The following is an 11,612-nucleotide window of genomic DNA, read 5'->3' on the forward strand; positions in this document are numbered from 1 at the left end:
GTGGTCGTGGAGGGGGGGTCAGGCGGACGGCGCCAGGAGCCCGCCGTACCAGGCGGCGATCGGCCCGGCGGCGAACAGGGCGAGCAGGGCGCCGGCGAGCATGGCGGGACCGAACGGCACGGCGGTCTTCCGGCCGGCCCGGCCGGTGACCAGCAGCGCCGCCCCGGCGAGCCCGCCGAGCAGGAAGGCGGCGAACGTGCCGACGACGACCGCGCTCCAGCCGAGCCAGCCGAGGTAGAGGCCGAGCAGACCGGCGAGTTTCACGTCGCCGAAGCCCATGCCCCCCGGGTAGAACCAGGCGAGCGCGAAGTAGAAGGCGAACAGCACGGCCATCGCGACCAGGGCGCGCAGGGCCGGTGTCCAGCCGGCGCCGGCGGCGGCCGCGGGGGCCAGCAGCAGGGCGCCGACGGCGTACGACGGCAGGACGATCACGTCGGGCAGCCGGTGCACGTCGAGGTCGATCACGGACAGGGCCACCGCGACCGCCGCCAGGTAGAGGTAGGCGGGCAGTTCGGGGGCCGTGCCGATCCGGGCGGCCACCGCGGCGAACAGCAGCGCGGTGGCCAGCTCCACCAGCGGGTAGCGGGCGCTGATCGGCTCCCGGCAGGCGGCGCACCGGCCGCGGAGCGCGAGCCAGCTCAGCACCGGGACGTTCTGCCAGGGGCGGATGGGGGTGGAGCAGGCGGGGCAGTGCGAGCCGGGCCGCAGCAACGACTCGGCCCGCGGGACCCGGTGGATGACCACGTTGAGGAAGGAGCCGACGAGCAGGCCGAGCAGTCCGGCGAGGACGGTCACGAGCGTGTCCATCGGGGGTCTCCTTCCTGGTCCGTGGTCTTCGGGGAGGGTGGCGGGGCGGCGTGCGCCGCCCCGCCGGGCGGGTGGTGCGTCAGCCGGCGGCCGGGGTGGTGGCGGCGGCGCCGGCGGCACCGCAGGCCTCGACGGTCACACCGGGAGCGGCCTTGACCGCGCCGCCCTTGGCGCTGTCGTACTGGTACACGGCGCCGGTGCCGCTGCCGTTCTTGGCGCAGATGCGGTAGGTGTTGGTGCCGGTGTCCTTGACGTAGGTCAGCGTGGTGCCCTCGGAGACGGCCACCTGCTGCGTGGCGGCGCCGGTGCCCAGAGAGAAGCCCTTGTCCTGGTTCGTGGCGCTGTCCGGGTACTTGTTGCCGTTCATCGTGTAGTAGCTCTCCACGGCGGTGATGGCGCTACGCACGTCGGACTGGGCGGACTTGTCCGCGGCGCCCTTGGTGTAGTTCATGTAGACCGGGATCGCGATGGCGACGAGGACGCCGATGATCACGACGACCACCAGCAGCTCGATCAGGGTGAAGCCGCGGTCGCCGTGCGCGCGCTTCTGCAGGCGCTGGAGCGCTGCCTTCATGGTGTTACTCCTGTGACTCGTTCAGATGGAAGGTGCGGCCGGGCGGTCACCCGGCACGGGCCCGGCCTCGGAGGGCCGGTCTTTTCCGTGGCGCGCACGGAAAGCCTGTGAGGGCCGGTCAGCCCTGGACGTTCTGGTAGATCGTGAACATCGGCAGGTAGAGGCAGAGGACCATTCCGCCGACCGCGACGCCCATGACGATGACCATGAGCGGCTCGATCGAGGCGGTCAGCGACTCGGCTGCCGTGTCGACCTCCCGGTCATAGAAATCGGCAACCTTGTCGAGCATCTGACTGATTTGGCCCGACTCTTCTCCGACCTCGATCATCTGCGCGACCATGCGCGGGAAGATCGGGTGCCGGCTGAGGTGCGTGGACATGGGCAGGCCGTCGCGGACGGCCGCCTGGAGCTCCTTGGTCGCCTCACCGATGACCGCGTTGCCGGTGGTGGCGCCGACGACCTCCAGCGCCTGCATCACCGGCACGCCGACCCCGAGCAGGGTGCCGAGGTTGCGGGTGAACCGGCTCAGCGCGATCTTCGTGAAGAGCTTCCCGAAGACCGGCAGGCGCAGTTTGAACCGGTCGAAGGCGAGCCGGAACGCCGGGCTGGTCCGCAGCGATCTGCGGAACATGACGGTCGCGCCGATGACCGCGCCGACCACCAGCGGCCCCGACCAGGCCAGACTGCGGCTGGCGTCGACGAGGATCTGCGTCGGCAGCGGCAGCTCGCCGCCGAACTGGGCGAACATGCCCTCGAAGACGGGGACGATGAAGGCCAGCACGGCGGCGACGAGGACCGCGGTGAAGATGAGCACGATGACCGGGTAGGTCATCGCCGACTTGATCTTCCCGCGGAGCGCGGCGTCCTTCTCGAAGTTGACCGCGACGCGCTCCAGTGCGTTGTCCAGGAAACCGCCGGCCTCGCCGGCCCGGACCATCGCCACCATGATCGCCGGGAAGACCTTGGGATGCCGCCCGAGCGCGGCCGAGAGCGAGAGGCCGGCCTCGATGTCCGTCCGGACCTCGCCGACCGCCTTCTTCAGCGGCGCCTTGGTCGCCTGGTCCTCCAGGACGCCGAGGGCGCGGATCAGCGACATGCCGGAGGCGGTCATGGTCGCGAACTGGCGGGCGAAGACGGCCAGGTCCTTGAGCGTGGTGCGGCCGCCGAAGCCGGGAACGGTGAGCTCCCGCTTGAGCAGCGAGCCGCCCTCGGTGACCGAGACGGGGACCAGGCCCTGGTGGCGCAGCTGCTGCACCGCCGCGGCCTGGTTGGCCGCCTCGATCGTGCCCTTGGCCCGTTTCCCGTCACGGCCGACGGTCTGGTACTCGAAGGTCTTGGTGATGGGCACCGTCACAACCTCCCGACGAGGCGATTGAGATCCTCCGCCGAGTGGCAGACGTCCAGCGCGTTCTCGAAGCTGACGATCCGGTTCCGGACCCGCTCGGACAGGTGCTGGTCGAACGTGATCATGCCTTCGCCGGCGCCGGACTGCATGAAGGCCGGGATCTGGTGGTTCTTGCCCTCGCGGATCAGGTTCCGGATGGCGGGGGTCGCCATCATGATCTCCGCGACGACCGCGCGGCCGTAGCCGTCCATCCGGGGGACCAGGGCCTGCGTGACCACGCCCTGCAGCGCCATGGACAGCTGTGTGCGGATCTGCTGCTGCTGGTGCGGCGGGTAGATGTCGATGACGCGGTCGATGGTCTGCGCGGCGCTCTGCGTGTGCAGGGTCGCCAGGACGAGGTGGCCGGTCTCCGCCGCGGCCAGCGCGGTGGAGGTCGTCTCCAGGTCGCGCAGCTCGCCGACGAGGATGATGTCCGGGTCCTGGCGGAGCGCGTGCTTGAGGGCCTCGGCGAACGAGAGGGTGTCCGCGCCGACCTCGCGCTGGTTGACGATGCAGCGCTTGTGCGGGTGGAGGAACTCGATCGGGTCCTCGATGGTGATGATGTGCCCCGAGCGGGTGCGGTTGGCCAGGTCGACGAGACCGGCCAGCGTGGAGGTCTTGCCCGAGCCGGTGGGCCCGGTCACCAGCACCAGCCCGCGGGGCAGGTGGGCGAACTTCGCCACCGCGTCCGGCAGGCCCAGCTCCTCCAGCGGCCTGATGTCGTGCGGGATGGCCCGGAAGGCCGCGCCGTACGAGCCGCGCTGCCGGTAGAGGTTGGCCCGGAACCGGGAGACGCCCTCGATGCTGTAGGCGACGTCGAGCTCCTGGTCGCGCTCGAAGCGCTCCCACTGGGCGGGGCTCACCGCCGTGCGCAGCAGCGCCTCCGTGTCGGCGGGGGCGAGGCGGCCGTACTCCTTCAGCTGGAGCAGGCTGCCGTCCACGCGGATCGCGGGCGGCGCGCCCACCGTCAGGTGCAGGTCGGAGCCGCGCTCCTCGACCAGGGAGACGAGCATCGCGTTGAGGGCCGCGCGCGCGTCACCGAGCTCGTCTCTCGGACGGCCGAGCGAATGAACTGACTCCATCGGGGATCTCCTTGACATCACTTGTTCCGGGTCCATCGGCGGGATGGGCCCGCGGCTGAGCCGTTCCGCGTGGACGGCGACGCCGGCGCGTCACGGCTCGGGGCGGGGGCGCCCGCGCGCCATCTGACGCGCGGGACCTCCTGAGGGGCGAGGGCGCCCGCGCGTCAGATGGCGACGCGCAGGACCTCCTGGATCGAGGTCTGGCCGGCGGCGGCCTTGGCCAGGCCGTCGGTGCGCAGCGCGAGCATGCCCTGCTCCTCGGCGACCCGCTGCACCTCGGTCGCGGAGGCGTGCTGGACGGTGAGCCGCTCGATCTCCGGCGTCATCGGCATGACCTCGTGCAGCGCGATCCGGCCGCGGTAGCCGGTGTTGGCGCAGTTGCGGCAGCCGGCCGGCCGCCAGAGCGTCTCCGGCCGGGGCAGCGTGCCGTACGGCCAGCGGGCGCCGGTCAGCTCGTCCTCGCCGGGCACGTACTCCTCCTTGCACCAGTCGCACAGCCGCCGCGCGAGCCGCTGGGCCAGCACGCAGTCGACCGAGGAGCCGACGAGGAACGGCTCGATGCCCATCTCGGTCAGCCGGACGACCGCGCTGGGCGCGTCGTTGGTGTGCAGGGTGGACAGCACCAGGTGGCCGGTGAGGGAGGCCTCGACGGCGATCTGGGCGGTGGCCCGGTCCCGGATCTCACCGATCAGCACGACGTCGGGGTCCGAGCGCAGGATCGCCGGCAGGACGGCCGCGAAGGTCAGCCCGGCCTTGTGGTCGACCTGCACCTGGTTGATGCCGGGCAGGCGGTACTCGACCGGGTCCTCGACCGTGATGATGTTGACGGTCGGGTTGCTGATCGCCGCGAGGGTGGCGTAGAGCGTGGTCGACTTGCCGGAACCGGTCGGCCCGGTGACCAGCACCATGCCGTGCGGCTTGGTGAAGGAGGCGGAGAAGCGCCGGTGGTTGTCCTCGGTGAAGCCGAGGCTGTCGAGCCTGAGGTTGATGCCGCCGGTGTCGAGGACCCGCAGCACGATCTTCTCGCCCCACACGGTGGGCAGGGTGGCGGTCCGCAGGTCGACCTTCCGGCCGTTGATCATGACGGTGATGCGGCCGTTCTGCGGGACGCGGCGCTCGGTGATGTCGACGTTCGACATGATCTTCAGTCGGGAGATGAGGGCCGACTGCACGTGCCTGGGGACGGTGTCGACCTCGTGCAGCACGCCGTCGATGCGGTAGCGCACCCGCATGTCGTGCTCGGTCGGCTCCAGGTGCAGGTCCGAGGCGCGGTTGGCGATGCCCTGCTCCAGCAGCGAGTTGACGTACCGGACGATCGGCGCGTCCTCCTCGACGGAGTTCAGGTTCGACACCGTCTCGGTCTGCTGCTGCTCGGCGCGGAGCGCCTCGGCGATGTCGCCGAGGTCGTTCTCCTCGCGCTTGAGCCGGTCCATGATGCGGCGCAGGTCGCTGCGGGCCACCACGACGGGCCGGACCGTCATCCCGGTCGCCGCGCGCACGTCGTCGAGGGCCAGCACGTCACCCGGGTCGGTGATGCCGACGGTGATCTCGCCTGCCTCCTCGTCCAGCGAGAGGCCGAGGACGCGGTGGCGCAGCACGAGGGGGAGCGGGATCCTGGTCATCGCGGCCGGGTCGATCGGGTAGCCGACCAGGTCGACGCTCTTGATCCCGTACTCGATGGCCGAGGCCTCGGTGAGCTGCCCCTCGGTGACGACGTTGTCGTTGATCAGCACCGCACGCAGGGAGCGCCCCGTCCGCTCGGCCTCCTCGGCCGCCCGCTCCAGCGCCTGCGGGTCCACACCCAGCTGCTTCAGCGCGTTGAGCATCGGAGAGAACAGTTGGTTCATGTCACCCCTCGGAAACGGCGTCGCGGATGCGGATGCCTGCCACGGGACACCCATCGGCCGCGGGGAGCGCCAGTTGAGTCCCTTTGCGGTCCTCGCCCGGGTCCCCGGTGTGCGTGCCGTGCCGTACGGCGTGCGCCGTCCGGGGCGGGTGCTTGCGTGCGCGGAGGCGGGGTAGGGCCCCGACGAGGGACCTCGGGCGGCCCGGGAAGGGGGCGCCCGCCAGGGGGTGAACGTGATGTTCGTCGACCGTCGTGACGCGGGGGCACGCCTGGCAGAGCGGTTGCGGGGACACCTCACAGGCGCGGACGCGGTCGTGGTGGGACTGCCGCGCGGAGGCGTGCCGGTGGCGTTCGAGGTGGCGCGGGTGCTCGGCGCGCCGCTGGACGTGATCGTGGTGCGCAAGCTCGGTGTGCCGTCCCAGCCGGAGCTGGGATTCGGCGCGATCGGGGAGGGCGGTGTCCGGGTCGTCAACGACGACGTGGTGCGGGCCGCCTACCTCACCGCGGAGGACATGGCCGAGGTGGAGGAGCGCGAACGGGCCGAGCTGGAGCGCCGGGCCCGCCGGTTCCGCGGTGACCGCCCCGCGGTGGACCTCCGGGGGCGGACCGTCGTCGTGGTGGACGACGGGATCGCGACCGGGGGCACCGCCCGCGCGGCCTGCCTGGTCGCCCGGGCGCACGGGGCGTCGCGGGTGGTGCTGGCGATCCCCATCGGGGCGCCGGACGCGGTCGAGAGCCTGCGCGAGGCCGCCGACGAGGTGGTGTGCCTGCACACGCCCGCCGACCTGTTCGCCATCGGCGCCTGGTACACCGACTTCGACCAGACCTCCGACGCGCAGGTGGTCGAGCTGCTCCGGCGGGCCGACTCCGTCTCCGTCTCCGTCTCCGCCTTCGCCGCGGACGTCGAGGTGGAGGCCGGACGGGTCCGGCTGCCCGGGCGGCTCGCCGTACCGGAGGGGGCCGCCGGGACGATCGTGTTCGTGCACGGCAGCGGGAGCAGCCGGCACAGCCCGCGCAACCGCCAGGTCGCCACCGCGCTCTACCGCGCGGGCCTGGCCACGCTCCTGTTCGACCTGCTCACTCCGGACGAGGAGCTCGACCGGGAGAACGTCTTCGACGTGCCGCTCCTGGCCGACCGGCTCATCCGGGTGACCGGCTGGCTGCGCGGCCGCCGGGAGGTCGCCGGTCTGCCGGTCGGCTACTTCGGGGCCAGCACCGGGGCCGCGGCCGCGCTCTGGGCGGCGGCCGTGCCGGACGGCGACGTGGCCGCGGTCGTCTCCCGCGGCGGGCGGCCCGACCTGGCCGGGGAGCGGCTGCCCGCCGTACGGGCCGCGACCCTGCTGATCGTGGGCGGGCACGACGAGGTGGTGCTCGACCTCAACCGGGCGGCGCAGCGGCGGCTGCAGTGCGAGAAAAGTCTGCGGATCGTCCCTGGCGCCACCCATCTGTTCGAGGAGCCCGGCGCCCTGGAGACCGTCGCGGAGTTCGCCCGCGACTGGTTCACCGCCCACCTCGCCCCGGTCGCGCACCGGTGACCCCGCCGTACGGCGGGAGCGGTGCCCGCCGTACGGGCCGCGGCCGGTAGGTCATTTCGGCGACGCCGCTGCGTTCCCGGGCGACCTCGTAGTTCTGTAGGACGGCGATGGCCTTGCACAGGTACCCGGCCTTGCCGGGGCTGCAGCGGAGCCGCCGGAGGATGCGCCAGCTCTTGAGCTGGGCGTTGGCGCGCTCGCCGGGACCGCGTAGCCGGGCGTGGGAGCGGTTGGCCTGCTTCTGCCTCCAGGCAGGCACGTAGAGCGAGCGGAAGAGGACCGATCACCTGCTCCGCCTCTAGATCATCTTCCGTGGGCAACTGCCGGATTCGACCAGGGAAGGCGAAGGCACAGCCGGCCGCAGTCAGCCGCTCCACGATCACATCAACGTTGACCGCCACACATCGCACGGTCTCTCTCGCGACATCTTCGGCATCCTCCTGGAGAGCTTCGGGGACACCGTCCGGACCGTACGCCCGAAGCTCGTCCCAGACGAGGAAGCACTCGCCCGCGCGATATCTCGCGCTCCATGACGCCATGACCAGCGATGCCAGCCGGACCATTAATCAGGGTGGCGAGGGGGCGACCACGGTCACTCATGACCGGCCCGATGCCCAGGTCAAGTGTCGCGATCTGCGTGACGTCCAGCCGCTCAGCGATGGCGACCACGGACACATCCGCCGGATCAAGACGCGCGTCTTCGTAGAGCCGGACGAGTTCGGCCATGCGCCGCACGTCAGCAGGGCAGAGATCGACCAACTCGAACTCTTCCGTCACGAGATCAAGGAACTGGGCGTGTACGGCCGCCCCCATGTGCCTGTTGATCGTCCAACCGGCTTCGATGAGCACCGTCGAGGGCAGCAGCAACGGCCCCTCCAGTTCCTCCAGGAGACGTACGCATGAGGCGTGGTGCTTGTCATCCCGGTCGACGGCGGCGATCAGAGGGCCGGTGTCCAGAATCGTGGCGGTCACACCGACCGATTGAACCGCTCCGCCAGAAGGTCTTCGACCCGTTCCGACAGATCCCCTTCACCGGACGCACCGATCCCCGCGATCGACAACCTACGGCGCCGAACCGGCTCATCGGTCTCTTCGTCCACGGTCTCAGCCAGCTCCGGATCCGTCTTCACCAGACGCAGCAGACGACGCGCCTGGTCCGGAGAAAGCCGATCGACCAGATGGCGGAGCTCCTCGTGCGCCTGCCCGGCAGTCATACCCCTGAGTCTACGTAAGCGTCTGCGCGTACCCCAGCCCAACCGCCGTATCAGCCGTGTCCCTACATCAAGACTTCGTGCCAGATGCGGGCCAGAACAGGCGGGGAGCCATGAACACCCATGGGGCTCACCGTCACTCGGTCCACCCTGATTCGAACTGCGCGGGTCTCCTGCTCGCCCACGACCAGTCGCGTCACCGCGGCCGGTAAGTCTTCCACCGCATGCGGAGGGAGGTGCGACACGGTGACTTCCACCTGCGCTCGATCATCGGCAACCGTGCAGTCGGCCCATCCTGATCCCATCAGCTTCCAGGTCAGCGACATCCTGGACACAGCCGCTCCCGTCTTCGCTGCCCGGTCAGGCGATGGTTCCCCGTCTGATCAACGAGTAGAAGCATGACGTACCCAAGATCCATGCTGGCAAAAGCGTCCGAGCGTACTGCCGAATTGTTCAACGCCGCTGCGTTTGGCGGTGTGGGCGGGACGCAAGCCCTTCCTTCATGATCATGACCTCGGTGTGCAGGGTGCAGGCCCGCGTGGTCGTGGGGTGCTTGCCGAAGTTGGGGAGGTACTTGCTGATGATCTTCGGGCTGCGAGTCCGGAGGTGCTGACGCCGCCGGGCGGGCAGCGGCCGCGTCCGCCGCTGAACGGCTCCGGTTTCTTCCAGAATCCCGCCCATTAGGGCGAAGCCCACGGTCTGGGTCGGCTCGCCCAGGCGGCCTGGTGTGAACGCGCCCGCGGCCGCAGCGCGTTGATCGTTTCGGTTGGTCCAGATCTTGGGTCAAAATTTTTCCAAATTTCCGTTATGTGAGGGCGCCTTCCCGGGTCTGCCAAGTGAGGGCCTCATGTGACAGGAGAGGCCCGTGAGGCGATGACCCGAGGTGACGAGCACGTATGAACCGGTCATATGACACCGCGACGGTGGCCGCGGCGCGGAGCGGAGACCCCCAGGCGCTGGCAGTCCTGATCAAGGACCACCTCCCGCTGGTGTACAACGTCGTCGGCCGGGCGATGAACGGCCACCACGACGTGGACGACGTGGTGCAGGAGACGATGCTGCGGGCCGTGGCGGGCCTGCCCCGGCTGGCCGACCCCGCCGCCTTCCGCTCCTGGCTCGTCTCCATCGCGATGCGCCAGGTCTACGACCGCCGGATCGCCTGGCAGGCGATGCCGGCCGCGGGACTCGACGAGGTGCCCGAGCCCGCCGACCCGGGGGCCGACTTCGTCGGGCTGACCATCCTCCGGCTGGGACTGTCCGGCCAGCGGAGGGAGGTCGTGGAGGCGACCCGGTGGCTGGAGGCCGAGGACCGCGAGCTGCTCTCGGTGTGGTGGCTGGAGGTCGCCGGCGAGCTGACCCGCGCCGAGCTGGCGGCCGGGCTCGGCATCGAAGAGCGGCACGCCGCCGTGCGCCTGCAGCGCATGCGCGAGCGGCTGGACGCCACCCGGATGGTGGTCCGCGCCCTCTCGTCCGCCCGCTGCGCCGGACTGGAGACGATCGCCCGCGGCTGGAACGGCAGGCCCGCGCCGCTCTGGCGCAAGCGGTTCACCCGGCACGCCCAGGAGTGCGTCGTCTGCTCGGCCGAACGGGAGGGCCTGGTCCCGCTGGACCGGCTGCTGGGCGGCCTCGTGCTGCTCCCGCTCCCGCTGGGGATCTCCGCGGACTCCCTGCTCGCGGCCTGCGCGCAGGTGCTCCGGGACGCGTCCGCGCAGGCCGCGCCGGCGGCGCAGCCCAACCCGCCCGGCGCGGTGGAGGCGGGGCCCACCTCGTCCGGCGCCGCCGCGTCCTCCGCCTCGTCCGGTGCTCTCACGGCCTCCGTAGGCCGGGCCGCCCAGGTAGGCAGGGGACACCGGGCGGGGCGGGCAGGCGGTCGCGGGCGCCGGGCGGTGGACCTCGCCGCGCAGGCCACCGCGAAGCCGATCCTGCTGGCCGTGGCGGGTACGGTCGTGGCGCTGGGCGGGGTCACGGCCGTCTACGCCGTCCAGGCCGACCCGGTGGCCTCCAGCGGACCGGTCTACCGGGCGGCCGCGGAGACCGCGACCCCGGCCCCCGCGGCCACGTCCGGGGTGCCGGAGCCGGAGGCCGGGCCGGAGCCGTTCGAGGCCCCCTCTGCGGACCTCCCGGAGGACTTCAGTCCCTCCCCCCAGGCGGAACCGCGCCGTGGCGGGACGTCCCCCCGCGCGAAATCGACGGGCCGCCCCCGGAACGCGAAGGAGCAGGAGAAGGTGTTCCCCGGGGAGTCGGGCACCGTGACGGGCCCCCTCACGACGGCGGAGCCGTCCACGCAGGCGGGGCCGTCCACGGAGGCCGAGCCCACCCGGGCCGCCCGGAGCGCCCGCTCCTCCGCGGCCCCCCGGGATCTCCGGGCCGCCCGGCCGTCCGGCCCGGCGCCCACCTCCTCCGCCGCGAACCCGAGCACGCCGGCTGCCGAGCCGAGCGCGCCCGCCGCGAAGCCGGGCACGGGCACGCCGTCCCCGGCGGCGAGCAGCGCCAAGCCCTCCCCGCCCGCCTCCGCCCCGGCGAAGCCCGCGCCTTCTCCGACGAAGAGCGCCCCGGCGAAGCCCGCGCCCTCTCCGGAGAAGAGCGCCCCCGTCCAGGGGGACCGGGACGCCGAGTTCCGGGCGCTGGAGGACGAGGTGGTCCGCCTCACCAACGTCGCGCGCGCCGACGCCGGATGCGGGCCCCTCCGCAACGACGAGAAGCTCCGCCAGGCCGCCCGCGGCCACTCGACCGACATGGCGGTGCGGGGCTACTTCGACCACACCTCCGCCGACGGCCGCTCGCCGTGGGACCGGATCAGGGCGGCGGGCTACGACTCGCCGGCCGCCGAGAACATCGCCGCAGGGCAGAGCACGGCCGCCGCGGTCGTCAACAGCTGGCTCAACAGCCCCGGCCACCGCGCCAACATGCTGAACTGCTCCTACAAGGCCATCGGCGCGGGCGTCTACTACAAGGCCGGCGGGACCAGGTACTGGACCCAGAACTTCGGCCGGAAGTGACCTCCGGCCGGTGGGGGCGGTACGGCCCGCCCCCACCGGTCCCGTCCTCGCGCGTGCCCCGGCCGGGAGGTCCCGCCGCGTGCCCCGGCCGGGAGGTCCCGCCGCGGAGCACCTGGGCGGCCCAGCGCAGCGACTCCTCCAGGAAGTCGGCCGCCTCGAACATCGCGTCCGCGACGC

The 11,612-nt window shown here is 71.9% G+C and carries 9 protein-coding genes and 1 pseudogene; 2 read left to right on the plus strand and 8 right to left on the minus strand.

Going from position 1 to position 11,612, the window contains the following annotated elements; all coding sequences use genetic code 11:
- Nucleotides 1-18 precede the first annotated feature (18 nt).
- The 5 genes from ACFOWE_RS07885 to ACFOWE_RS07905 form a co-directional block, all read right to left on the minus strand.
- Nucleotides 19-807, minus strand: a complete 789-nt coding sequence (locus ACFOWE_RS07885) for a prepilin peptidase (protein ID WP_377286412.1) — start codon at nucleotides 805-807, stop codon at nucleotides 19-21.
- A 79-nt stretch (nucleotides 808-886) separates the two neighbouring features.
- Nucleotides 887-1,381 (minus strand): prepilin-type N-terminal cleavage/methylation domain-containing protein, encoded by a 495-nt coding sequence (locus tag ACFOWE_RS07890; protein ID WP_377286413.1) that lies wholly within the window; start codon nucleotides 1,379-1,381, stop codon nucleotides 887-889.
- Nucleotides 1,382-1,499: 118 nt separating this feature from the next.
- Nucleotides 1,500-2,729, minus strand: a complete 1,230-nt coding sequence (locus ACFOWE_RS07895; protein WP_377286414.1) for a type II secretion system F family protein — start codon at nucleotides 2,727-2,729, stop codon at nucleotides 1,500-1,502.
- Nucleotides 2,730-2,731: 2 nt separating this feature from the next.
- Complete coding sequence (locus tag ACFOWE_RS07900) at nucleotides 2,732-3,847, minus strand: type IV pilus twitching motility protein PilT (protein WP_377286416.1); 1,116 nt, start codon at nucleotides 3,845-3,847, stop codon at nucleotides 2,732-2,734.
- Between the two features lie 164 nt (nucleotides 3,848-4,011).
- Nucleotides 4,012-5,694, minus strand: coding sequence for a GspE/PulE family protein (locus ACFOWE_RS07905; protein WP_377286417.1), 1,683 nt, complete (start codon nucleotides 5,692-5,694; stop codon nucleotides 4,012-4,014).
- A gap of 235 nt (nucleotides 5,695-5,929) precedes the next feature.
- Here ACFOWE_RS07905 and ACFOWE_RS07910 point away from each other — a divergent pair, with 235 nt between their 5' ends.
- Complete coding sequence (locus ACFOWE_RS07910) at nucleotides 5,930-7,228, plus strand: phosphoribosyltransferase family protein (protein WP_377286419.1); 1,299 nt, start codon at nucleotides 5,930-5,932, stop codon at nucleotides 7,226-7,228.
- Between the two features lie 85 nt (nucleotides 7,229-7,313).
- Here ACFOWE_RS07910 and ACFOWE_RS07915 read toward each other — a convergent pair.
- The 3 genes and pseudogenes from ACFOWE_RS07915 to ACFOWE_RS07925 form a co-directional block, all read right to left on the minus strand.
- Nucleotides 7,314-7,469 (minus strand): annotated as a pseudogene (locus tag ACFOWE_RS07915) (transposase family protein); the annotation flags it as partial.
- Nucleotides 7,470-7,609: 140 nt separating this feature from the next.
- Nucleotides 7,610-8,197 carry a type II toxin-antitoxin system VapC family toxin gene (locus ACFOWE_RS07920; RefSeq protein WP_377286420.1) on the minus strand — a complete coding sequence of 196 codons (588 nt, stop codon included), beginning with the start codon at nucleotides 8,195-8,197 and terminating at the stop codon, nucleotides 7,610-7,612.
- Complete coding sequence (locus tag ACFOWE_RS07925; protein WP_377286421.1) at nucleotides 8,194-8,439, minus strand: hypothetical protein; 246 nt, start codon at nucleotides 8,437-8,439, stop codon at nucleotides 8,194-8,196. The genes ACFOWE_RS07920 and ACFOWE_RS07925 overlap by 4 nt, the downstream gene beginning before the upstream one ends.
- 893 nt (nucleotides 8,440-9,332) lie before the next feature.
- Here ACFOWE_RS07925 and ACFOWE_RS07930 point away from each other — a divergent pair.
- A complete protein-coding gene (locus ACFOWE_RS07930; RefSeq protein ID WP_377286422.1) occupies nucleotides 9,333-11,435 on the plus strand; it encodes a sigma-70 family RNA polymerase sigma factor in 2,103 nt (700 codons plus the stop codon).
- Nucleotides 11,436-11,612 lie beyond the last annotated feature (177 nt).

It is taken from the genome of Planomonospora corallina, from assembly GCF_042650625.1.
GTDB lineage: Bacteria > Actinomycetota > Actinomycetes > Streptosporangiales > Streptosporangiaceae > Planomonospora_B > Planomonospora_B corallina.